Raw genomic sequence first — 21,770 nt, forward strand, 5'->3', positions numbered from 1 at the left:
GCCTCCTCGGGCACGGGCCGATCCCCCGGTGGGATCGTCACTCCGGGTGCGGAGCTCACTCCGAGACTGCCACCTAGACTGGTGCCACCGCAGCGGCACGGAGTGAAGGCCCTGCACGGACGGGACGCCGGTGGCGTCCCGGGCTCGAGACGGGAGGCCGCCCCGGTGGGACGACGCATGGCCCCGCTGACGCTCGACACCGTCGCCGACTTGCCGAAGCCCTCCCGGCAGTGCGTCTTCTGGGAGCTCGACCAGACCGCCGCCACGCGCGCCGCGGAGGCCGGCTACCCGGACTTCGAGAAGGAGGCGTGGATCTCCACCGTCCTCCTGCAGTGGGGCGCCTGCGGGCGCCTCGTCTACGTCGACGACCAGCCGGTGGGGTTCGTCATGTACGCACCGCCGGTGTACGTGCCGCAGCAGAGCCGCTTCCCGACCTCCCCCGTCAGCGGTGACGCCGTCCTGCTGACGACGGGGTGGATCGAACCCGCCTACCGCGGCGAGGGACTGGCCCGGATGCTGCTGCAGGGCGCGGCGAAGGACCTCACGCAGCGCGGGGTCAAGGCCGTGGAGGCCTTCGGCGGGGGACCGGCTGCGGTGGGTGGCGACGGCAGCACGGAGAACGCCCACGACCACGGGGAGCCGTGCGTCCTGCCGGCGCACCTGCTGGAGTCCGTGGGGTTCACCGTCGTCCGGCCGCACCACCGGTTCCCCCGGCTGCGGCTGGAGCTCAAGACGGCCCTGTCCTGGCGCGAGGACGTGGAGGCCGCGCTGGAGAAGATCCTCAGCACCGTCCGCGTGCCCACCCTGACCGGCGTGGCCCCCGCCTGACGCACGAGAGGCCGGCACCCAGGCGGGTGCCGGCCTCTCGTCGTGCGGTGGACCGTCAGCCGACGAACTCCTCGAGCTCCTTCAGGAGGGCGGGCTTGGGGCGGGCGCCGATGATCGTCTTCACGACCTCACCGCCGGAGTAGACGTTGAGCGTCGGGATCGACGTCACGCCGTACTTGGCGGCGATGCGGGGGTTCTCGTCGGTGTTGACCTTGACGACGGTGAGCTTCTCGCCGTGCTCGGCCGCGATCTCCTCGAGGATCGGGGCGACCTGGCGGCACGGGCCGCACCAGGGGGCCCAGAAGTCCACGAGGACCGGCTTGTCGGACTGCAGGACGTCGACGTCGAAGGTCGCGTCGGTGGTGGCGGCGGTGGCGCTCACGGGGGTTCCTCTCGTTCTCGGGCGGGACGGGTCAGTGCTGGGGGCGGTCGACGGTCTCGGCTGTCGGGACGTCCGGGTCGGTCTCCTCACGCGCGGGCTGCTCCTCGAGGCCGGCGTCGCCGCGGGCGGCGAGGAACTTCTCGGCGTCCAGGGCGGCCGAGCAGCCCATGCCGGCCGCGGTGATGGCCTGCATGTACTCGTGGTCGACGACGTCGCCGGCGGCGAAGACGCCCGCGAGGTTCGTGCGGGTGCTGCGGCCCTCCACGAGGACGAAGCCGTTCTCGTCGAGGTCGACCTGGCCCTTGACGAGGTCGGTGCGCGGTTCGTGGCCGATCGCGATGAACAGCGCGGTGGCCGCCACCTCGCGGGTCTCGCCGGTCACGGTGTCCCGCAGCGTGAGGCCCTCGACCTTCGTCTCACCGGTGATGCCGACGACCTCGGAGTTCCAGGCGAAGGAGATCTTGGGGTTCTCCTCGGCGCGCTTGGCCATGATCCGGGACGCGCGCAGCTCCTCGCGGCGGTGCACGATCGTCACCGAGCGGGCGAAGCGGGTGAGGAAGGTGGCCTCCTCGACGGCGGAGTCCCCGCCACCGACGACGACGATGTCCTGCTCACGGAAGAAGAACCCGTCGCACGTGGCGCACCAGCTGACGCCGCGGCCGGACAGTCGCTTCTCGTCGGGCAGGCCGAGCTCGCGGTAGGCCGACCCCAGGGCGAGGATCACGGCGTGGGCGCGGTACGTCTCGCCGCCGCCCGTCGTGACCTCCTTGACGTCCCCGTCGAGGCGGACGTCGACGACGTCGTCCGTGACGAGTTCGGCGCCGAAGCGCTCGGCCTGGGAGCGCATGTTGTCCATGAGGTCCGGGCCCATGATGCCCTCGGGGAAGCCGGGGAAGTTCTCGACCTCGGTCGTGTTCATCAGGGCGCCACCGGCCGTGACCGAGCCCTCGAAGACCAGGGGCTTCAGCTCCGCGCGGGCCGCGTAGAGGGCGGCGGTGTACCCGGCCGGCCCCGAGCCCACGACGATGACGTTGCGGACGTCCTGCGGAGTGGCCCCGTTGCTGGACTCGCTCACCTGTGCGGACCTGCTTCCCTCGATCGGTGCCGGGCCCCGCGAACCGGGATCCCGTGCTGTCTGCTCAACCGATCGTAGGGGGCCGCTGTTCCCCGGTCCGCGCTGCCGGGGAGCCGATCAGGGGACGGTCAGGGCACGGGGACGGTGCTCAGCGCGGGTTCGCCGGGCGTGCAGTCGAGGGCCACGACGACCACCTCGGCGGCGTCCCCGCTCGTGTGCACGACGAAGGCGGCGGGCCGGGACTGCCAGGAGGCGATCTCGACCGCGAGGACGGAGTCGGGGGCCACCCCGAGCTGCTTCGTGCAGGCCAGGGCGCGCTCGGCGGCGGGGCGCTGGGACTCGTCCGTCGTGGCCGGCGCCTCGCTCGACTGCGGCGCCTTGAGCATCGAGGGCTTGCGGTCGGTGGAGCCCGCGCCGGGCGTGGCGTCGTCGGCGGCGCCCTGCGGAGCGGAGGTGTCCTGCGCCTCCTGGCCCAGCACGTCCTCGCCGAGGTCGCGCACCGCCGCGGCGTCGGCGTAGTCGCGGCCGCTCAGCAGCACCTCCGCGGACCCCGGGACGGACTCGGAGGACCCGGACGCCGCAGCCATCGAGCCGCCGCCGGCCGCACCGCCGCTGGATGCGGAGTCGGAGCCCGGGGTGCCCTGGAGGCCGACGAGCACGGCGCCGCCACCGACCACGGCGATCCCGGCTGCAGCGGCCAGGACGCGGGGCAGCCGGGACCGCCAGGACGAGCGACGCCGCTCGGTCAGGGACGAGACGGGGGTGGCGGGTCGCGCCGCGCGCAGCGCCTCGTCGAGGCGGGCGACGACGTCGTCCGGCATGGGCCCGACGTCGGCCGCCGAGCGCAGCAGGTCGCGCACGCGGCGCTCCTGCGCGTCGAGCTCCTCGCCGTCGAACTCACCACTCACCGTGGACACGCCTCCCAAGGGTGGATCCGGTCGTCGGTCCCTGAAGGGGGACCCGGGGGGAACGGGGGGTGGGACGCGGGGTGCGGCTCACCGGTTCCCTCCCGGCTGCAGGATCTCGGCCAGCGCGAGCCGCCCCCGGGAGCAGCGGGACTTCACGGTCCCGACGGCGACGCCGAGCACCTGAGCGGCCTCGGCGACGGGGACGTCGTACATGTCGACGAGGACGAGGGCCGCGCGTTGCGCCTCCGGCAGGCGCGCCAGGGCCGCCGTGACGTCGAGCTGGGCCTCGACGTGGGGCGTGGCGTCCTCGACGACGGCGAGCGCGGCTCCGGTGCGGACCCCGTCCTCCCCGGCGCCGACCTCCTCCTCCAGCGGGCGGGTCGGGCGCACAGCCCGGCGCCGGGCCCGGTCCAGGCAGGCGTTGACGACGATGCGGTGCAGCCAGGTGGTGACGGCGGACTCGCCGCGGAAGCGGTCGGCGGCGCGCAGGGCGGACACGAGGGCGTCCTGGACGGCGTCCGCGGCCTCCTCGCGGTCGCCCGTCGTGCGCAGGGCGACGGCCCACAGCCGGTCCCTGTGCCGGCGCACGACCTCGCCGAAGGCGTCCGGGTCGCCCGCGACGTGCGCGGCCACGAGCTCAGCGTCGGTCCGCGGGTCCTGGGCTCCCGCCCCGGTCACGACGCGGGCGTTCCGGTGACGGCGATCTCGGCGACGGAGGCCCGGAACACCCCGTCCGTCGTCGGCAGCTGGGTGAACCACACGACCAGCCATCGCGAGCGGACCGGCTGGGCGGGCGTCAGCGTCTGCTGGCCGCCCGCGGGGGCCGTCGCGACGGGCTGGGACCCGTCCAGCGCCGGGCCGGGAGCGGTGAGCAGCGACACCGAGCCGCCCTCGCCGCCGTCGGTGAGCGCGACGGAGGAGACCTGGACCTCGGCGCCGAGGTCGAGGAGCAGCCCCATGCCGTCCTTGAGCCCGCCGAAGGCCGCGGAGTTGTAGCGCTGGCTCTCCCACGCCGTCGAGGGGTCGCCGTCGACGGCCCGGGCCGCGGTCTGCGAGTTCTCCCCGCCGCCCTGCGGGTCGAGGGCGGAGACGGCCGCCACGGGCAGGACCGCGGGCGAGGCGGCGGGCGCGCTGGTGGTCGGGCTCGCCGTGTCCGGTGCCTGCGACGAGGGCGCCGGGGCGGCGGGTGCCGACGTCGACGGGGCGGGGGTCTGCTCGCTCGTGCTGCGCGGAGCGCCGATCCCGCTGAGCTGCCACAGCGCGAGCACGAGGCCGACGGCCACGACCGCGCCGAGGATCCCCAGGACCAGGCGCGAGTCGTCGCGGGGCGGGCGGGCCGTGGAGTGGGGGCGGGTGAAGGGGACCGGGGGCTCGGCCTCGGGGACGACCTCGTCGCGGTTCTTCAACCGGCCGCGGACGGCGGCCGTCGCCGCCTCGCCGCGCATCCGCCGCAGCGTCTCGTCGAAGACGTCCATCGACCAGGGCGCGAGCTGCAGGGCGAGCTCGGCCGGGTCGCGGGGGCCGTCCTCGTGGGGGCCGAACGTCACGGCGCACAACGTGTCGAGGTCGTTCGGCACGTCTGGACGGATGTCCTTGGGCGGCAACGGCTTCCCGTCACCCGTAGGGGCCTCGGGCAGCGCCGCGCAGGGGGCGAGCCCCTCCAGGGACGGCCACCGGCCCACGAGCCCGGCGTACACGAGGGCCACCAGGCCGACGGCGTCGGCACGGTTGGCCAGCGCGGCCGCCCGCGCCGCGGACACGGCCGGCGGGTCGACCTCCAGGGCCGCCTCGACGCCCACCCCGCGCACGCGGACCACGCCCTCGGCGTCGAGCAGGACGTCGTCGGGGGTCAGGCGCGTGTGGTGCAGCCCGCGGCGCGCCGCGGCGTCCAGGGCCGTGGCGACCTCGCCGACGAGCGCGCGGACGGCGGCCGGGCGCAGGGGCCCCGAGCGCAGCAGGTCCGTCATCGTCGAACCCTCGACCGCCTCCTCCACCACGTAGACCGTGGCGGTCCCGGGGGTGGTGGGGTCCTCGTCGGTGCCGGCGTCGAGGATGCGGGGCACGTGAGGGTCGTTGAGCATGGCGGCGCGGCGGGCGGCGTCGAGGAACTCCTCGGCCCGCGGGTCCGTCGCCGGCAGCGTCCGCACGCGCACGGGCCGGTCGAGCGTCAGGTCGCGGCCGAGGTACTCGCTCGTGCCGAGGTCCGTCTGCACCGACAGCTCGCGGTCGAGCAGGTAGCGGTCGGCCACCCGCCCGGCGCCCGTGTCCCGGTCCGTGCTGCGGCCCGCCCCGTCCAGACCTACCCCCTGCGTCTCGTCCGCGTGCCTGCGTGCACGCGGTGACCGTGTCGTCGCTCCCATGCTAGGGCGCGCGCGGCCCACCCCGGTTCGACGCGCGGCGGCTGCGGGCGACGCCCAGGATGGCCGCGTGAGCAGCTCCCTGGGACGTGGCCTGCGCGGCGGTCTGGCGGCCGGTGCCGTCGGGACCGCCGTCCTGAACGCCGTGACGTACGCCGACATGGCCTGGCGCGGGCGGGACGCGAGCACCATGCCCGCGGACGTCGTCGACGCCCTCGCCGACCGGCTGGGCACCGAGGTCGGTGGGTCGCGCGGGGAACGCACCAACCGCCGGACGGCGCTCGCGGCCCTCACCGGCACCGCCGCCGGGCTGGGCGTCGGAGCCCTCGTCGGGACGGCGCGCGCCGCCGGGCTGCGGCTGCCGCCCGTCGTCGGCGGTGTGGTGACCGGCGCGCTGGCCATGGCCGCGACCGACGGACCCGCGCACGCCCTCGGCGTCACGGACGTGCGGGAGTGGACGGGGCAGGACTGGGTCGCCGACGCCGTCCCGCACCTCGCCTTCGGCCTCGCCGCGCACTCGACCCTCCGCCTCGTCGACCGGCGACCCGAGGAGGGGTCCACGGCCGTCGTCGACAAGCCCACGCGGGCGTCGGCGGGTCTGGTGGCACGGTCCGCCCTGCTCGGCGTCGCCGCGGGGGGCCGCAGCTCCCTCGGCCTGGCGGGGCCCGCGCTGACCGGTGGGAACACCGTCGCGAAGCTGGGGTCCCTCGCCGCCGTCGGTGCCGAGGTCGTCGCGGACAAGAACCCGGCGACCCCGAGCCGCTTGACGGCCGCGGGGCTTCCTGCCCGCATCGCCTCGGGGGCCGGCGGCGCGCTCGCCCTCGCCAAGCGCGACCACCAGCGCGCGGTCGTCCCGGTCCTCGCGGGCGCCGTGGGTGCGCTCGCCGGCTCGCTCCTGGGGGCGGCGTGGCGGGCGGGGGCGTCGGAGGTCGTGCCGGACTGGCAGGCTGCGGTCGTCGAGGACGTCGCCAGCCTCACGCTGGCCGTCCTCGCCTCCCGCTAGGAGGGACGCACCGCCCCGAACAGTCCGGGCATGGCCACACCGGCCACGCGCACCACGTCCCCGGTGTGCGGGGCGTGCAGCACCTTGCCGCCGCCGAGGTACAGCGCGACGTGGTGGATCGTGGACGGGTCCGAGCCGTTGGCGTAGAAGACCAGGTCACCGGGCTGCAGCTGGTCCAACGGCACCTTCGGCAGAGCGGCGTACTGCTGGCGGGACGTGCGCGGGATCGACACGCCCGCCTGCAAGTAGGCCCACTGCGTGAGCCCGGAGCAGTCGAACGTCGTCGGCCCGGTCGCGCCCCAGACGTAGGACATCCCCTCGCGGGTGTGCGCCGCGGCGATGGCCCCCAGGGCTGCGGTCGAGGCGTTCGCGACGGCGTCGGCCACCCCCGCCGTGGAGTCGCCCGCGTCGGCCACGCCGGCGGCCGCGGCCTGCTGGGCGGCGGCGGCGAGGGCGGCCTGCCGGGCTTCTTCCTCCTCCTGCGCCACGGCGTCCCGCACCGCGGCGTCGGCCGCGTCCAGGAGCTGCTGCTGCCGGGCGAGGGCGCTCGTGACCTCGGTCTTCGCCGCCTGCGCGGCCCGCTCGGCGGCGGTCTTGTCCCGCCGCACCTCCTGCAGGTGGGCCTCGGCGGCGCTGGCGTCCGTGCGGGCGGTGACGGCCCGGGTGAGGGTGGACTCGTCGTCGGCGACGACCGTCGCGGCGACGGCGGCGGACCGCGCGGCGCTCGCGGCCTGGTCGAGGTCACCACTCGTCAGCAGGCCGAGGCCGGAGGACAGACCCGTGGGCAGCGACGGACCGGCCATGTACAGGGCGCGGACGCGACGGGTCGCGGCGGTCGCGGCGGCGCTGCTCGTGCCCTGGGCGGCGTCGAGCGCGGCCTGGGCGCGGACCTCCTCGGAGATGGCACGGGAGGTGTCGTCGACGGCCGTGTCGTAGGCCTCGGTGGCGACCGACTGCTGCAGCTGCAGGGCCTGGACCGCGTCGCGCAGGGCGTCGGCCTGGGTCTGCAGCGTGCGGCTGCGGGGTTCGGCGTGCGCACCGGCCACGGGCGCCGCCAGGGCGAACGCGAGCGCACCCGCCGCCACGACCCGACCGAGGTTCTTCACCGTGGTGAGGTCGTCACCGCGTGTGAAGACCTTGACCGGACCGGGGACGCGATGACCCGGACGGCGCAGGCATCGGCCACCATCGAGGCGTGAGCGCAGCCCCCGACCAGACGGCCGTCCCGGACGAGTCCAAGGCCTCCCTCGCCCGGTCCAGCGCCCTCATGGCCAGCGGGACGCTGGTCTCGCGGGTCCTCGGGTTCGTCCGGGTCGCCCTGCTCGCCTCGGCCATCGGCGGTGCGGCAGCCGGGGTCGGCGGCCAGGTCTTCGACGTCGCGAACAAGGCGCCCAACAACTTCTACATCCTCGTCGCGGGTGGCGTCCTCAACGCCGTCCTCGTCCCGCAGATCGTGCGGGCCTTCAAGCTGCCGGACGGCGGCAAGGACTTCGTCGACCGGCTCATCACCCTCGCGCTGCTCGTCATGGCCGGTGCGACGGTGCTCATCACCCTGTGCGCGCCCCTGGTCGTCCGGCTGTACGCCGACAAGTGGAACGACGACTGGCTCGCGCTCGGCACCGCCATGGCCTTCTGGTGCCTGCCGCAGGTGTTCTTCTACGGGCTCTACACGGTGCTCGGGCAGGTGCTCAACGCCCGCGGCAGCTTCGGGCCCTTCATGTGGGCTCCGGTCGTCAACAACGTCATCGCGATCGGCGGCACGGTTGCGTTCCTCGCGCTGTACCCCGGCGGCGAGGGCTACTCCGCCAGCGCATGGACCCCGGAGATGGTCGCGCTGCTGGCCGGGACGGCGACGGCAGGGGTGGCGCTGCAGGCGCTCGTGCTCCTGTGGCCGCTGCACCGCATCGGCTTCCGCTACCGACCCCGCCTCGGCTTCCGCGGCATCGGCTTGCGGAGCGCCGGCCGGGTGGCGGGCTGGACCTTCGCGGGGGTCGCGGTGGGGCAGGTGGCGTTCATCCCGACCTCGAAGGTCATGACCTCCGCCGGCTACGCGCTCAACGAGGCAGGGGTCAACGGGGCGTCGGGCAACTCCTACAGCTACGCGTACCTGCTGTTCATGCTGCCCCACTCGCTGGTCGCGGTGTCCCTGGTGACCGCTCTCTTCACACGTCTGAGCCGGTCGGCCGTGGCGGGTGACGTCGCTGCCGTCCGGCGGGACTTCTCGACGGGTGCCCGGACCGTCGCGGCCGCCGGGGCGTTGGCCACCGCGGCCTTCCTCAGCCTGGGTCCGGCCGTCGGTGGCGCGATGTTCTCGGCGCACCCGATCGGTGAGGTGCTCGTGGCCATGACGATCGGCCTCGTGCCGTTCAGCGTCACCTACCTCGTGCAGCGCGTGTTCTACGCGTACGAGGACGCCCGGACGCCCTTCGTGGTCCAGGTGGTGGTCGCCGTGGTCACCTCCATCGGCAACCTGGTCTGCTACTTCGTCCTCGAGCCCCGGTGGCAGGTCATTGGCATCGGCGCCTTCATGAGCCTGGCGAACGTCGTGGGCTGTGTCCTGGGGCTCGTGCTGCTGCGCCGGCGGCTGCGGTCCCTCGACGGCGGTGGCATCGACGGCCACCTCCTGCTGCGGACGCTCGTGCGGCTGCTGATCATCTCGGCGGTCGCAGCGACCGTGGGCTGGGCCGTCTCGCTCGGTGGTGAGCGGCTGGGCGACGGTCGCGCCGCGGACCTCGCCGTCGTCCTCGTCGGCGGGACCCTGGTGCTGGTCGTCTTCGCGGTCCTGTGCCGACTCATGCGCGTGCGCGAGCTTGACGACCTGGTGGGTCCGCTACTGCGCAGGCTGCCCGGGCTCGGACGGCGCTGACGCCTCCCTGGCCTCCTCCCCGGCGTCCTCGGCGGGGGGGTCCACGGGGTGCTCGGCCTGGTCGACGCGGCGGCGGCCCTTCCGGAAGGCCCGCACGACCCCCAGCACCAGCAGGCCCGCGGCCCCGCCCCCGACCACCCCGGAGATCCAGTTCTCCACGTCGGCGCGCACGTTGAGGCGGATGTCGACGGCCGGCCCGATCGCGCTGCCGGCGGGGGTGCGCAGCTGCGCGTCGACGATGACGGAGCCGTTCGCGAGCGCCCGCACGGGCACTGCCACGCGCTGCTGGCTGCGCGCGGGCACGGTCTGGCGGGGCACGGTGTCGAGCTGCACGCGCGGGGTCCGCGGCCGCAGGACGAGGTCGACGAGCACGGGGACGTCGAGCTCGTTGACGACGGTGATGGGCAGCTCGCTGCGCTCGGCGGCCAGGTTGCGGACGCTGCCCGTCGCGATGCTCACCCCCGCCGTCAGCAGCTGCACCGCGCGTCCGAGGGCCGCCCGGGCCGCGGGCAGCTCGTCGGTGTGCCCGCGCCAGGACGCCCCCAGCAGGGCCAGTGCCGCGCGCTGCTGGGACAGCAGGTCGGCGTCGGGGGTGGACGTCTGCAGGGCGCTGCGGAAGTCGTCGACGGCGACGAGCTGCCGCTCGACGTCCTCGACGTGGCCCGTGGGCAGGGCCGCGCGGTTCGTGGCGGCGGCGACCTGGGGCTCGGAGCGCTCGCCGTCCGGCGCGGTCGCCTGGGACAGCTCGGTGAGCGTCTGCCACGCCGCCCATCCCGACGACTCCAGGTCTGCGACGAGCCCGTTGAGCGTGGCCGCGTCCGGGGCGAAGCTGCGGGGGGCGACGAGCAGCTGACCGCGGGGGTCGTTGGGCCGCTGCAGCGTCGTGGTGGCGGCCTCGGCGACGAGGCGCTGCCGCACGAGGACGGCCTGGTCGGGGTCCGCGGCGTCGGCCAGGACCGAGGACATCGTCCGGTCGGCGACGAGCGCGGCGACCGAGCCCGAGCCGGAGAGCTCGACGGTGGCGCGGCCGACGGGGGTGAACGTCAGGTCCGGGTCGGGCACGAGGCAGCGGTCGTCCAGGACGACGGTCGAGGCCCGGCCCTCGACGCAGAAGCCGAGCAGCTCCTCGTCGGCGGCCTGGTCGGCCGGCCAGGCGACGTCGGTGCGCACCGCCGCGCCGGTGAGCCCGTCGAACGCTCCGGCGGCGGCCGTGGTGGCCCGCTGCAGCAGCTCGGCCCCCGAGGTCGCGCGAGACAGCGCTTCGAGGTCGGGGTCGCCGAACGGCAGCCCCAGGACGTCGCGCCCGGCGCTCGCGGCCGCGAGGCGCCCCAGCCACTGCGAGAGCCGCTCGGCCTGCTCGGCCGAGGGCTGGGCGCTGCTGGAAGCCGTCGGGTCGGGCGTCGCCCCGGCGGTCGGGGTGCCCGCGGCGGCCCCCGCCGACGCGCGCACCGAGGCGACGGTCGCGGTGAGGGCGGGGTCGACGGCCCAGGCCACGCGCGCGTCGGCGCTGCCGTCCACGAGCGGCCCGAGCCGTGCCTGCACGGCGGTGTCCAGCCCCGAGGCGGTCGCGTCGCGCCCGGCGACGAGCGGCAGCAGCAGCGTCAGCGGCGTGGGGGTGACCTGCGGCGGGGCCGAGACGAGGAACGTCCGCGCGACGCCGATCCGGCCGGAGTCGTCGGAGATCTCCACGGCCGCCAGGTGCGCGCCGACGCCCGCCCCGAGGGAGGACGCCGGGAGGGAGATGACGACCTCCGCCGACGCCCCCGGGTCCAGCGTCCCCGAGCCCACGACGACGTCGTCGGAGCTGGCCGAGGAGCGGGTGATGGACGCGCGGTCGGACGCCCGGGCCCACGTGTCGAGGCCGGAGCGGGCGACGACGGGGGAGCGCTGGGCGACGAGCCGGGCGGTCAGGGACGTCACCGGGTCCGACCCGCGGTGCTCGATGCGGGCGCGGACGACGACCGTCGAGCGCGCCGGGTCGGTCGCCGAGTACGCCGACGGGGTGAGGTCGAGGAGGACCACCCGCAGCGGGAGCCCGGTGGAGGTCGTGCTGCTGGCGGTCGTGGTGGCGCTCGCGGTCGGGCGGGTCGTGGAGGCCTGCGTCGAGGCGTGCGCCGGGCCCGCCGCAGCGCTCAGCGCACCACCGGCGGCCAGCCCCGACAGGAGCCCGCGCCGCGAGACGCGTGCGGTCACGCCAGTTCGCCCAGCCGCAGGGTCGCCGCCGTCGCCGCGCGGCGCTCGTTGGGGAAGGCGAGCCGCTCGTCGAGGTCGGGGAAGGGGATCCACTCGACGTCGATCGCCTCGGCGTCCGGGTCGTTCTCGACGGTCAGCGTCCCGCCGACCGCGCGCAGCAGGAAGAGGTGGACGACCTTGTGGATGCGGCGGCCGTCGGCGGAGAACCAGTAGTCGATGCTGCCGAGCGTCTCCACGACCTCGCCGCGGATGCCCGTCTCCTCCTCGATCTCGCGCACCGCAGCCTCTTCGAGGGTCTCCTCGCCCTCGAGGTGGCCCTTGGGCAGGCACCACTCGGCGCGGCCGGCGCGGTTGAGGCGGCAGATGACGGCGGCGCGCGGGACCCCGGTCGAGAGGTCGACGACGAGCCCACCGGAGGAGGTCTCCTGCACGGTGGGCAGCCGCCGACGCGGCTCCCGGGCAGGCTTGACCATCGGCTCACTGTAGCCAGCGCAGCTGTCGACTCATGGCAGGCTTGGACCCCGTGCTGCACGAGGAGTCCCCCACCCCCCGGACCGACGGTCGGGCCGCCGCCCTGGAGTCGGTCCTGGAGTCGGCCAAGGACGAGGCGAAGGGCCGTGCGGTCGCCGCGCTCGAGCCCGTGATGGCGCTGCTGGTCGACCTCGGCCGCGTCTTCGAGGGGGCCGGGTTCGCGCTGTCCCTCGTCGGCGGGCCGGTGCGCGACGCCCTCCTGGGCCGCCGCTCGACCGACCTCGACTTCACGACGGACGCCCGTCCCGACGACACCGCGCGGCTGCTGGGGGCCTGGGGCGACGCGTCCTGGGACATCGGCAAGGAGTTCGGGACCATCGGGGCGCGCAAGCGCGACCTCGTCGTCGAGGTGACGACGTACCGGTCCGAGAGCTACGACCCGTCCTCGCGCAAGCCCGAGGTGGCCTACGGCGACGACCTCGTCGGCGACCTGTCGCGGCGCGACTTCACCGTCAACGCGATGGCGCTGCAGCTGCCGTCGATGGACTTCGTCGACCCGCACGACGGCCTCACCGACCTCGCCGCGGGCGTCCTGCGCACCCCGGGAACGCCGGAGCAGTCGTTCTCAGACGACCCGCTGCGGATGATGCGCGCGGCCCGGTTCGCCGCCCAGCTGCGGCTGCGGGTGGCCCCGGAGGTGACGGCCGCGATGACCGCGATGGCCGACCGCATCACCATCGTCTCGGCCGAGCGCGTGCGGGTGGAGCTGGAGAAGACGCTGCTCGCGGCCTACCCCGTCGCCGGGCTGCGGCTGCTCGTCGACACAGGCCTGGCCGCGCACGTCCTGCCCGAGCTGCCGGCGCTGCAGCTGGAGATCGACGAGCACCACCGCCACAAGGACGTCTACGAGCACTCCCTCACCGTCCTGGAGCGGGCCATCGACCTCGAGGGGGGTCCCGTCCCGGGGCCGGACCTGCTGCTGCGCATGGCCGCCCTGCTCCACGACGTCGGCAAGCCCCGCACCCGCCGCTTCGAGGAGGGCGGGGGCGTGAGCTTCCACCACCACGAGGTCGTCGGCGCGAAGATGGTCGCGAAGCGGCTCAAGGCGCTGCGCTTCGACAACGACACGATCAAGGCCGTCGCGCGGCTCACCGAGCTGCACCTGCGCTTCCACGGCTACGGCGACGGGGAGTGGACGGACTCGGCCGTCCGCCGCTACGTCACCGACGCGGGGCCGCTGCTCGAACGCCTGCACCGGCTCACGCGCAGCGACTGCACGACGCGCAACGCCCGGAAGGCCAAGCGGCTGTCGGACGCCTACGACGACCTCGAGGCGCGCATCGCCCGGCTGCGGGAGCAGGAGGAACTGGACTCCATCCGCCCCGACCTCGACGGGAACCAGGTCATGCAGCTGCTGGGGATCGGCCCGTCCCGTGTCGTCGGCCGCGCCTACCAGCACCTGCTCGCGCTGCGGATGGACCGCGGGCCGCTGGGCGCGGAGGAGGCCGAGCGCGAGCTCCGCGCGTGGTGGGCCGAGCAGCCGGAGTCGCGGGAGAGCTGACACCCCTCACCCCGTGTCGCCGGCCGGTCCTGGTCCCGCGTGGAAAACACTCTTTCCGCCCCTCTGGACCGGTCCGGAGGGGCGGAAAGAGTGTTTTCCACGCGGGTCGGTGACGGGGCACTCACCCCGCGGGGACCGTGAGGACGAGGAGCGCTCCGCCGGGCAGTGCGGGCGGCAGGTCCGCCTCCCCGGGGTCGGCGCACCGCAGTTCCCCGCCCGCCGCGCGGGCCAGGCCGCGGGAGATCGACAGCCCGAGCCCCGCCCCGCCGTCGCCCGCGCGGGCCGGATCGAGGCGCACGAGGCGGTCGAAGACGCGTTCGCGGTCGGCCGGGGCGATGCCGGGGCCACCGTCGGCGACCACGACGCGACCCTGCCCCGCCAGCCGGTCGACCGTGACCACGACGGGTCCGGCGGGGGCGGCGCGGCGGGCGTTGGACAGCAGGTTCACGAGGATGCGGCGGACGTGGTCGGGGTCGGCGACCACATCGACGGCGGCCGTCCGCAGCGTCACGCCCTGCCCCAGGTGGCCGGCCTCGTCGACGGCAGCCCGGACGAGTGAGGCGAGGTCGGCGTGCACGGCGCGGGGGTGCAGCTCCTCCAGCCGGGAGGCCGACAGCAGGTCGGTCACGAGCTGCGCGGCGCGCCGGGCCTCGCGCACGATGCGGACGGCGGCCTCCTCACGGTCGCGCCGGTGGGGCCCGTCGCCGGTGTCGAGCAGCAGCCGCTCGGCCGCCGTGATGACCGCGGCCAGCGGCGTCCGCAGGTCGTGGGCGACGTCGGACAGGAAGCGCTGCAACCGGTCCCGCGACCGCGTGGCCCGCTCCTCGGCGCCTTCGAGGGAGTCGAGCATGTCGTCGAAGGCGGCCGCGGTGCGGCCCAGCTCGGTGTCCGGGCGGTCGGGGTCCAGGCGCCGGCCGCGGTCGCCCCGGGCGATGGAGCGGGCCGTGGACGTCATGGTGTCCAGGGGCGCGAGGGCGCGTCCGAGCAGCAACCACAGCGCGACGACGGCGAGGGCCAGACCCGCCAGCGCCCCCAGCAGCATCGACCGGCGGAACTGCGCGAGCGCGTCCTCGACCGGCCGCAGGGACGTCGTCAGGACGAGGACCCGGTCGTCCCCGAGGGCCCGGCTGGTCCGGAGCAGCTCACCGTCCTGGACGACGGCCGCCTTCGGGCCCGCCGCCGGACCGCCGGCGGGTCCGGGGGGCCCGGGACCGTCCGCGGGACCGGGGGTGCCGACGACGGTCCCGTCGTCGGTCGTCAACCGGGCGTCCGCCCCCGCCGTGGCGAGCCGGTTGACGAGCGTCTGGTCGTCGACGGTGCCGTCGAGCTGCACGCCGAGCTCGGCCAGCCCGGCGAGCCGCGACCGCGCGTCGTCACGCAGGCGCGACCCGAGGTCGGCGTCGACGAAGATCCCGACGACGAGCAGCAGCGCCGCGAGGACGGCCGTCGCGACGGCGACCACGCGGCGGCGCAGCGAGACCGTGCGCACGACTCAGCCGTCCCGGTCGGTCCCCGCGCTCGCGGCGCGCAGGACGTAGCCGAGCCCGCGGACGGTGTGCACGAGCCGCGGCCCGTGCTCCTCCAGCTTGCGCCGCAAGGCGCTGACGTGGACCTCGACGAGGTTCTGGTCGTAGTGCTCGTAGCCCCAGACCTGCGTGAGCAGCTGCAGCTTGGACAGGGTCCGCCCGCGGTAGCGGACGAGCTGGGCCAGCAGCCGGAACTCCGTCGCCGTGAGGTCCAGTTGCGCACCGCCGCGCAGGGCGACGGAGGCGGACTCGTCGACGACGAGGTCGTCCACCTCGACGACCTGGGGCGTGCGACCGGACCGGCGCAGCACCGCCCGCAGCCGCACGAGCAGCTCCTCGACGGCGAAGGGCTTGACGACGTAGTCGTCGGCGCCGGCCGCGAAGCCGGAGAGCCGGTCGTCGATGTCGTCGCGCGCCGTCACGAAGACGACGGGCACGTCCCGCGGCACGCACACGCGCCGGGCCAGCGACATGCCGTCCTCGCCCGGGAGCATGACGTCCAGCACGGCGATGTCGGGGCGGAACTGCTCGACGACCTCGTCCAGGCCCCGGCCGTCCGGGCGGGCGCGGACGACCATCCCGGTGTCGGTGAGCGCCTCGGTGACGGACTCGGCGATGAGCGGGTCGTCCTCGACGAGGAGGACCCGGACGGCTGCGGTGGGCACCGGAAGAACATCGCAGAGCCGAGGGGACGGCACCAACGCGCAGCCTGAAGGTGACCTGAAGGACTGCGGCGGAACGCACCCGCTTCAGGTCCGCTTCAGTTCCGGGCGGTGGTCTTGACCTCACCGCGGACCACGAGGTCCCGGTGAGCAAGTCACGAAGACCGACCTGTGGAGGAACACCGTGACGACCACCCGTCCCACCGACCCGACCGACCGCGCCGCGCACGGCACCGCTCGCCGCAGCGCCCGCATCCGCCGGTTCGTCCTCGGCGCCGTCGTGGCGACGGCCGCCGGTGGGCTCGCCACCACGGCCGCCTTCGCGGCCACCACCGCGCCCAGCACCCCCAGCGGGACCGCGACCAGCCCGTCCGCCTCCGCGCCCGCAGCCCCCGGTGACGGCGCGGCCCCCGCTCCCGGGACGGACGCGCCGGCGCCGCCCGCCCCCGGTGCTCCCGGTGGCCCCGGTGCCGGTGACCGCGTCGGCCCGCCCGCCGGTGGGACGGTGACCGCCCTGGACGGCGACACCCTGACCCTCACCGCGCCGCGCGGCGAGACCACGACCGTCACGCTCACCGACGACACCGTCGTCGTGCTCGACAAGGGCCCCGGCCAGGGCGAGCAGACCGCCGACCGCAGCGCCATCACCGTCGGCCAGCGCGTCCACGCCGAGCTGACCTCCTCCTCGACGTCCGACAGCCGGACCGCCGCCCGCGTGGTGGTGGAGCCGCTGCGCGCCGACGGGAACGTCACCGCCGTCGACGGCAGCTCGCTGACCATCGCCGGCCCCGACGGCGCGACGACGGTCGTGGACGTCGACGGCGCCACCGTCCTGCGCGACGGTCAGTCCGCCGAGGCCTCCTCCATCGCGGTCGGCGAGCACGTGCACGCCGAGGCCGCCGCGGGGACGAAGGTCGGGGACGGCGGGTCCTTCACCGCCACCCGGGTCGAGGTGGGCACGCCCACCCCGCCCGCCCCGCCGGCCGGTGGCCCGACGCCGCCCGCCCCGGGCCAGGGTGCTCCGACCCCGCCCGCGCCGCCGGCGGGTGCGCCGACGCCGCCGGCTCCCGGTGAGGGTGCGCCCACGCCGCCCGAGGGTGCGCCCGCGCCCGGCGACGGCAGCGCCCCGACGCCGGGCCAGGACGCCCCGACCCCGCCGACCAGCAGCGCGTCGCCGACGACGGGCGGCAGCGCGCCGACCAGCGGCAGCTGACCCGAGCCGCGGCGGCTGGGGTCCGTCCCCCGCGGGAGCCCGCCCGCCGCGAACGCGCAGCACCCCCGGACCGAACGGGTCCGGGGGTGCTGTGGCGCGCGCGGTCCTCGCTCAGCCCTGGTTCTGCCGGGCCAGTTCGGTGAGGACGCTGCGCTCGAGGGCCTCGGCCGCCCCCTCCTCGAGCTCGACGAAGCGCACCACGGCCTCGCCGGACTCCTCGTCGACGCGCAGGACCTCGCCGCGGGCGTGGACCTCCTGGCCGTCGGCCAGTTCGAGGGCGACCTCGACGTCGGCGCCGCCGGGCACGTCGGCGGCTCCCTCGATGCGCATGCCCGTGCGGGAGTAGTCGACGGTGCGGACGTCCGCAACGCCCTCGGTGGTCGTGAGGTGGGCGGGCAGGGACCCGGGGACACGGACGGCGCCGCGTCGGGTCTCCGACGCGAGCAGCATGACGCCCGTGAGGGCGAGCTCGTCGTCGCGGTGGGCCTGCGCGATGGCCTGGAAGACGGCGTGCGGGGTGACAGCGGACCCGTCGCCGGGGTCGGTGCTGACCCAGACGCGCTGGCCGTCGAGTTCTTCGACCGTGGCCGGCGTCGTGGCGACGTGGCTGGTGACGACGAGGCCGGCGACGCCGGCCGTCCACGAGCGGACGGTCCCCGTGTGCCACACGCCCGCGCCGGCGGCGGTCGTCGGCATGAGCGTGACCGTCGTGTCGACCGCGGGTCCCTCGGTCATGATCGTGCCGCCCTGCACCGCGTCCATCGCTCTCCCCCTGGTGTCCCACCGATCGTGTGATCGCTTGAACACGCTACGTGACTAGAGGTGCGCGTTCCACCGGAACGTCCCAGGTCGTCGTCACTCGACGGCTACCCGCTGTCACACACGTCACTCCCTGCGCAGTGGCCCCACGTCCGGCACCGGACCCGGGTTCTCCTCCCAGGCCGAGCGGAGCAGCTCCTCCAGGTGGTCGCGCGTCACGGTCCGCAGGTCCACCGCGGTGATCGCGTCGGGGCCCGCGCCGGTGTGGAGTTCGGCGTGGTCACCGGCCACCCGGGCGAGCCACGCACCACCCATCCGTCGGAACCCGGTCCGTCCCTCGTCGACGAGCTCGACGACGTCCGGCAGCGAGAGCGCCAGGGCTCGCAGGTCCAGAACCGTCGTGCCCGAGGAGGGCCCCTCGAGGAGCAGCTCGTAACCGGCCGGGGTGACCAGGCGCAGGGTCCACTGCCCGCCGTCCTGCTGGTGCGGCGTCTCCCGGACGAACAGCCCACCGGCGCGGGCCGCCGCGAGCACCTCGGCGACGTCGTCGACCTGCAGCTGCCAGGACAGGCCGGCCGGCGGCGCCGGCACCTCTGCCGGGACCCGGCGCAGCCCGAAGAGCACCCCGCCGGACTCGAGCGCCGCGAAGTCGTCGTCGCGATGTTGCACGTGGAACATCAGCGCCTCGTAGAAGGTGGTCTCGGCGTCGAGGTCGTGGACGGGCAGGACCGGCAGGGCGCGCAGGAACTCCATGGGGGTTAGCGTCCTCCTCGTGCCGACGATCGCCGCCCTTCTCCCCGGACGGCGCATGGCGGTGCCCGACGCGGACCCCGTCCTGCGCGCCTACCTCAACGAGCAGCTCGCTGCGGCGACGGCTCTCAGCGAGCAGTTGCGGCGAGCGGCCGCGCTCGACGTCCTCGCCGCCGAGCGGACGACGCTGGTGCGGGTGCGCCGGGAGGTGGCGGCCGACCGGGCCGCGCTCCGGACAGCCATGCGCCGGCTGGGCGCGAGCACCGACTGGGCCGTCGTCGGCGTCGGCTGGCTCTCTGCGCACGCCGGACGCATCACGCCGCTGCTGCACCGGCTGCCCGTGCTGGAACGGGTCGCGGGCGTGCTGCCGACGACGCACCCGACCCGCGCCGCCGTGGTGGAGGGCCTGCTCGCGCTGGAGGACGTCCTCGGCGGGCTGCACCGTCGTGCGGTGGCCGCACGGCTGCTGGGCGAACTCGTCGCGGCGCAGGGGGTGCGGGGCGAGGGGACGGCGAGCGTGCGCGGGCTGGCCGACCGCGCCCGTCGACAGCAGGAGGAGGTCGAGGGCGCGCACCGCCGGTGTGCGGCGCCGCTGCTGAGGCGGTCCACGGACTGAGTCCCCGGTGGACGGCCCCTGACGATCAGGAACGGAGAAGCGTCCCGCCTCCCGCCGGGCCTAGCGTGCGCAGAGCCACCACCGGCGACGACAGGAGCCACCATGACGTCGAGGACGACCGGAGGCGACGGCCTGTCCCCGCAGGAACGCGCCGCCGTCAAGGACCGTGCCACCGAGCTGAGGACGCAGGCCAAGCGGGCGAAGGCGGCGGACAAGGCCGCCGCCGACGCCGCCGACGTCGCCGCCAAGATCGCAGCGATGCCCGACGGTGACCGTGACCTCGCCGAACGCCTGCACCGCACCGTGGCCGAGGTCGCACCGGACCTGGCACCGAAGCTCTACTACGGCCAGCCCGGCTGGGCCCGGGGCGGGAAGGTCGTCTGCTTCTTCCGCAGCGGGCAGGGGGACAAGCTCCGGTACTCGACCTTCGGCCTCAGCTGCGAAGCAGCGCTGGACGACGCATCGGGCCTGTGGCCGACGTCCTACGCGCTCACCGGCGAACCGACCGAGGAGGCGTGGGCGCGGATCGCCGCGCTCGTCGCCCGGGCCTGAGCCCGGTCAGGACCGGCTGTCCCGCGTCGCCTTGTCGTTGGCCTTCCGGATGGCCCCGACGAGCTCGGCCTTGGTCATCCGGGACCGGCCCGTCACGTCGAGCTCGCGGGCGATCTGGAGCAGGTGCTCCTTCGTCGCGTGCTCGTCCACGCCGCCGGAGGAGCGACGGTCGGTGTCGACCCCGCCCTCGGACTGCGGGTCCGAGGGACCCTTGTGCCCGTCCTCCTTGGGCTGCCAGTGGTCGCCGACCTTCTCGTGCGTGTGCTTGACGGCCCCCCACGCGACGCGGTTGGCGCGCGCGTCGTCGTGGTAGGCCGCCGCGGCCGAGTCGTGCGCCTTGGCGAAGGTCGCCTGCGCCTTCTCGTCCGAGCGCTGCAACGTGCTCGGCAGCTCCTTCTTCAAGGGCTTGCCCGACTTGGAGGTCTTCGGCACCGCGCGCTCCTCACGTCCCGTTCCGGTGCCGCCGACGCTAGGCCCGGTCGGCCGTGACCACATCCCGGGACTCGGCCTGGGGTGCGCCGGGTGCGGTGGGCGTGCGGGGGCGCAGCGAGCGCCAGACGACGAGCGCCGCGGCCGCCGTCAGGACCGCCCCGGCCGCGGCCGTGGCGTCCAGGCCGTGGGTGAAGGCCTCGCGCGCCGAGGCGAGCAGCGCCTCGCCGCCGGGGACGGTCCGGGACACCTCGACCGCCGCGCCGAGCGTCTCGCGGGCGGCCTCGGCCCCCGCCGGCACGTCGACCTGGTGGCGGTAGACGGCGTTGAGGACGCTGCCGAGCACGGTGGTCCCGAGCACGGCCCCCACCTCGTACGCCGTCTCGGAGATGGCCGAAGCGGCGCCGGTCCGGTGCGGCGGGGCGGCGGACAGGATCGCGTCGTTCGTGAGCGTCTCGGCCAGGCCGGCGCCCGCGCACAGCACGGCGAAGGCGACGGCGAGCTGGACGGCCTGGGCCGTCCCCGTCCCGGAGCCGAGCAGGGCCATGACGGCGTACCCGGCGGTCCCGAGCAGCAGACCCGTGGCGATGAGCAGGTCCAGGCGCAGCCGTCGGGCCAGCCGGGCGGCGATCAGCCCGGAGGCGAAGGTCACGACGGCGCCCGGCAGCAGGAGCAGACCCGCGTCCAGCGGCCGCAGGCCCAGGACGAGCTGCAGGTACTGCGAGACGGCGAAGAGCATCCCGGTCATCCCGCAGATGCTCATGAGGTTGGCGAGCACCGAGGAGCGGAAGACGGGCAGGCGGAACAGGTCCACGTCGAGCAGCGGCTCGGACAGGTGGAGCTGGCGGCGCACGAACAGGACGCCCAGGCCGATCCCGGCGAGGAACGTCGCGACGGGCACGGCGGCCAGGCCGTGCTCGGCCAGCGTCTTGACGCCGTAGACGAGGGACGTCAGCGCCAGCACGGAGACGACGACGCTGAGGACGTCGAGACGGCCGTGCACCCCGCCGCCGCGGTGCTCGCGCACGACGAGCGGTGCGAGGACGAGCAGCAGCACCATGAACGGCACGTTGAGCAGGAAGACCGAACCCCACCAGAAGTGCTCGAGCAGCCAGCCGCCGACGATCGGGCCGAGCGCGCCACCGGCGGCGAACCCGCCGGCCCAGACGGCGAAGGCCGTCCGTCGCTGCTCCCGGTCGGTGAACGTGCTGCGCAGCAACGACAACGTGGACGGCATGAGCGTCGCGCCGAAGATCCCGAGGGCCACGCGCGCGGCGATGAGCGCGGTCGCGGAGTCGGCGAAGGCGGCGAACAGCGACACCAGGCCGAAGCCGGCGGAGCCGATGAGCAGGAGCTTGCGGGCGCCGTGGCGATCGCCGAGCGTGCCCATGGTGACGAGCAGGCCGGCGATCGCCAGGGAGTACCCGTCGACGATCCAGAGCAGCTGGGTGCCGGTGGGCGAGACGGCCTCGCTGATCGCGGGCAGCGCGAAGCTGAGGACCGTCATGTCGATCGAGATGATCAGCACCGGCAGGACGAGCACGGCCAGGGCAGCCCACTGGCGGGCGCTCGGGCGAGCGGGGCGGGGGGAGACCGGCTGGGCGGTCGTGGTGTTCACG

General features: G+C 75.4%; 21 protein-coding genes. 7 read left to right on the top strand and 14 right to left on the bottom strand.

Features of this window, described 5'->3' with window-relative positions; genetic code table 11:
* Positions 1–165 precede the first annotated feature (165 nt).
* Positions 166–828 carry a GNAT family N-acetyltransferase gene (locus tag ACFEMC_RS22485; protein ID WP_380172069.1) on the top strand — a complete coding sequence of 221 codons (663 nt, stop codon included), beginning with the start codon at positions 166–168 and terminating at the stop codon, positions 826–828.
* 55 nt (positions 829–883) lie between these two features.
* On the opposite strand, the gene trxA is transcribed toward ACFEMC_RS22485, so the two are convergent.
* The 5 genes from trxA to ACFEMC_RS22510 form a co-directional block, all read right to left on the bottom strand.
* Positions 884–1,210: a thioredoxin gene (gene trxA / locus ACFEMC_RS22490; protein ID WP_367639679.1), complete on the bottom strand. Its 327-nt coding sequence runs from the start codon at positions 1,208–1,210 to the stop codon at positions 884–886.
* A 31-nt stretch (positions 1,211–1,241) separates the two neighbouring features.
* Positions 1,242–2,285 (bottom strand): thioredoxin-disulfide reductase, encoded by a 1,044-nt coding sequence (trxB, locus tag ACFEMC_RS22495; protein ID WP_380172072.1) that lies wholly within the window; start codon positions 2,283–2,285, stop codon positions 1,242–1,244.
* A 128-nt stretch (positions 2,286–2,413) separates the two neighbouring features.
* The gene (locus ACFEMC_RS22500; RefSeq protein WP_380172074.1) at positions 2,414–3,202 is read right to left on the bottom strand and encodes a hypothetical protein; all 789 of its coding nucleotides are present in this window, start codon (positions 3,200–3,202) and stop codon (positions 2,414–2,416) included.
* Between the two features lie 78 nt (positions 3,203–3,280).
* Complete coding sequence (sigM, locus tag ACFEMC_RS22505) at positions 3,281–3,871, bottom strand: RNA polymerase sigma factor SigM (RefSeq protein WP_380172076.1); 591 nt, start codon at positions 3,869–3,871, stop codon at positions 3,281–3,283.
* Entirely contained in the window at positions 3,868–5,442 is a 1,575-nt protein-coding gene (locus ACFEMC_RS22510) for a protein kinase family protein (RefSeq protein ID WP_380172078.1), read from the bottom strand. Before ACFEMC_RS22510 ends, sigM begins: the two co-directional genes overlap by 4 nt.
* A gap of 178 nt (positions 5,443–5,620) precedes the next feature.
* On the opposite strand from ACFEMC_RS22510, the gene ACFEMC_RS22515 reads away from it, so the two are divergent.
* Positions 5,621–6,553, top strand: coding sequence for a hypothetical protein (locus ACFEMC_RS22515; protein WP_380172079.1), 933 nt, complete (start codon positions 5,621–5,623; stop codon positions 6,551–6,553).
* Here the strand turns inward: ACFEMC_RS22515 and ACFEMC_RS22520 are convergent.
* The gene (locus ACFEMC_RS22520; RefSeq protein WP_380172081.1) at positions 6,550–7,659 is read right to left on the bottom strand and encodes a C40 family peptidase; all 1,110 of its coding nucleotides are present in this window, start codon (positions 7,657–7,659) and stop codon (positions 6,550–6,552) included. The two genes, ACFEMC_RS22515 and ACFEMC_RS22520, sit on opposite strands and share 4 nt — an antisense overlap.
* Before the next feature lie 89 nt (positions 7,660–7,748).
* On the opposite strand from ACFEMC_RS22520, the gene murJ reads away from it, so the two are divergent.
* The gene (gene murJ, locus ACFEMC_RS22525; protein ID WP_380172083.1) at positions 7,749–9,419 is read left to right on the top strand and encodes a murein biosynthesis integral membrane protein MurJ; all 1,671 of its coding nucleotides are present in this window, start codon (positions 7,749–7,751) and stop codon (positions 9,417–9,419) included.
* Here the strand turns inward: murJ and ACFEMC_RS22530 are convergent.
* Positions 9,384–11,612, bottom strand: a complete 2,229-nt coding sequence (locus ACFEMC_RS22530) for a DUF6049 family protein (RefSeq protein WP_380172085.1) — start codon at positions 11,610–11,612, stop codon at positions 9,384–9,386. The two genes, murJ and ACFEMC_RS22530, sit on opposite strands and share 36 nt — an antisense overlap.
* On the bottom strand, positions 11,609–12,085 hold the full coding sequence (locus ACFEMC_RS22535; protein WP_367639689.1) for an NUDIX hydrolase: 477 nt from the start codon (positions 12,083–12,085) through the stop codon (positions 11,609–11,611). Before ACFEMC_RS22535 ends, ACFEMC_RS22530 begins: the two co-directional genes overlap by 4 nt.
* A gap of 32 nt (positions 12,086–12,117) precedes the next feature.
* Between ACFEMC_RS22535 and ACFEMC_RS22540 the strand changes: the two genes are divergently transcribed.
* On the top strand, positions 12,118–13,644 hold the full coding sequence (locus ACFEMC_RS22540; RefSeq protein ID WP_380172088.1) for a CCA tRNA nucleotidyltransferase: 1,527 nt from the start codon (positions 12,118–12,120) through the stop codon (positions 13,642–13,644).
* Between the two features lie 121 nt (positions 13,645–13,765).
* On the opposite strand, the gene ACFEMC_RS22545 is transcribed toward ACFEMC_RS22540, so the two are convergent.
* Positions 13,766–15,133, bottom strand: coding sequence for an ATP-binding protein (locus tag ACFEMC_RS22545; protein ID WP_380172090.1), 1,368 nt, complete (start codon positions 15,131–15,133; stop codon positions 13,766–13,768).
* Positions 15,134–15,136: 3 nt separating this feature from the next.
* The gene (locus ACFEMC_RS22550; RefSeq protein WP_380172091.1) at positions 15,137–15,835 is read right to left on the bottom strand and encodes a response regulator transcription factor; all 699 of its coding nucleotides are present in this window, start codon (positions 15,833–15,835) and stop codon (positions 15,137–15,139) included.
* Positions 15,836–16,016: 181 nt separating this feature from the next.
* Here ACFEMC_RS22550 and ACFEMC_RS22555 point away from each other — a divergent pair, with 181 nt between their 5' ends.
* Positions 16,017–17,045 carry a DUF5666 domain-containing protein gene (locus tag ACFEMC_RS22555; protein WP_380172093.1) on the top strand — a complete coding sequence of 343 codons (1,029 nt, stop codon included), beginning with the start codon at positions 16,017–16,019 and terminating at the stop codon, positions 17,043–17,045.
* 111 nt (positions 17,046–17,156) lie between these two features.
* Here ACFEMC_RS22555 and ACFEMC_RS22560 read toward each other — a convergent pair whose 3' ends face one another.
* Both ACFEMC_RS22560 and ACFEMC_RS22565 read right to left on the bottom strand, forming a co-directional pair.
* A complete protein-coding gene (locus ACFEMC_RS22560) occupies positions 17,157–17,807 on the bottom strand; it encodes a PilZ domain-containing protein (RefSeq protein ID WP_380172095.1) in 651 nt (216 codons plus the stop codon).
* A gap of 123 nt (positions 17,808–17,930) precedes the next feature.
* Positions 17,931–18,557: a hypothetical protein gene (locus tag ACFEMC_RS22565; RefSeq protein ID WP_380172097.1), complete on the bottom strand. Its 627-nt coding sequence runs from the start codon at positions 18,555–18,557 to the stop codon at positions 17,931–17,933.
* Between the two features lie 19 nt (positions 18,558–18,576).
* On the opposite strand from ACFEMC_RS22565, the gene ACFEMC_RS22570 reads away from it, so the two are divergent.
* Complete coding sequence (locus ACFEMC_RS22570) at positions 18,577–19,170, top strand: hypothetical protein (protein ID WP_380172099.1); 594 nt, start codon at positions 18,577–18,579, stop codon at positions 19,168–19,170.
* Positions 19,171–19,272: 102 nt separating this feature from the next.
* Positions 19,273–19,722 carry a DUF1801 domain-containing protein gene (locus tag ACFEMC_RS22575; RefSeq protein ID WP_380172101.1) on the top strand — a complete coding sequence of 150 codons (450 nt, stop codon included), beginning with the start codon at positions 19,273–19,275 and terminating at the stop codon, positions 19,720–19,722.
* 6 nt (positions 19,723–19,728) lie between these two features.
* Here the strand turns inward: ACFEMC_RS22575 and ACFEMC_RS22580 are convergent, their stop codons facing one another.
* Together ACFEMC_RS22580 and ACFEMC_RS22585 are read right to left on the bottom strand one after the other, a co-directional pair.
* A complete protein-coding gene (locus tag ACFEMC_RS22580; protein WP_380172103.1) occupies positions 19,729–20,154 on the bottom strand; it encodes a ChaB family protein in 426 nt (141 codons plus the stop codon).
* Between the two features lie 37 nt (positions 20,155–20,191).
* Positions 20,192–21,769, bottom strand: coding sequence for an MFS transporter (locus tag ACFEMC_RS22585; RefSeq protein ID WP_380172105.1), 1,578 nt, complete (start codon positions 21,767–21,769; stop codon positions 20,192–20,194).
* Position 21,770 lies beyond the last annotated feature (1 nt).

The organism is Kineococcus sp. DHX-1 (genome assembly GCF_042473625.1).
Taxonomy (GTDB): Bacteria; Actinomycetota; Actinomycetes; order Actinomycetales; family Kineococcaceae; genus Kineococcus.

Excerpts from the sequence above, each read along its gene's own strand:
- ACFEMC_RS22535 (WP_367639689.1), bottom strand. The coding sequence starts at position 12,085 with ATGGTCAAGCCTGCCCGGGAGCCGCGTCGGCGGCTGCCCACCGTGCAG.
- ACFEMC_RS22565 (WP_380172097.1), bottom strand. The coding sequence starts at position 18,557 with ATGGAGTTCCTGCGCGCCCTGCCGGTCCTGCCCGTCCACGACCTCGAC.
- ACFEMC_RS22560 (WP_380172095.1), bottom strand. The coding sequence starts at position 17,807 with ATGGACGCGGTGCAGGGCGGCACGATCATGACCGAGGGACCCGCGGTC.
- ACFEMC_RS22575 (WP_380172101.1), top strand. The coding sequence starts at position 19,273 with ATGACGTCGAGGACGACCGGAGGCGACGGCCTGTCCCCGCAGGAACGC.
- ACFEMC_RS22540 (WP_380172088.1), top strand. The coding sequence starts at position 12,118 with ATGGCAGGCTTGGACCCCGTGCTGCACGAGGAGTCCCCCACCCCCCGG.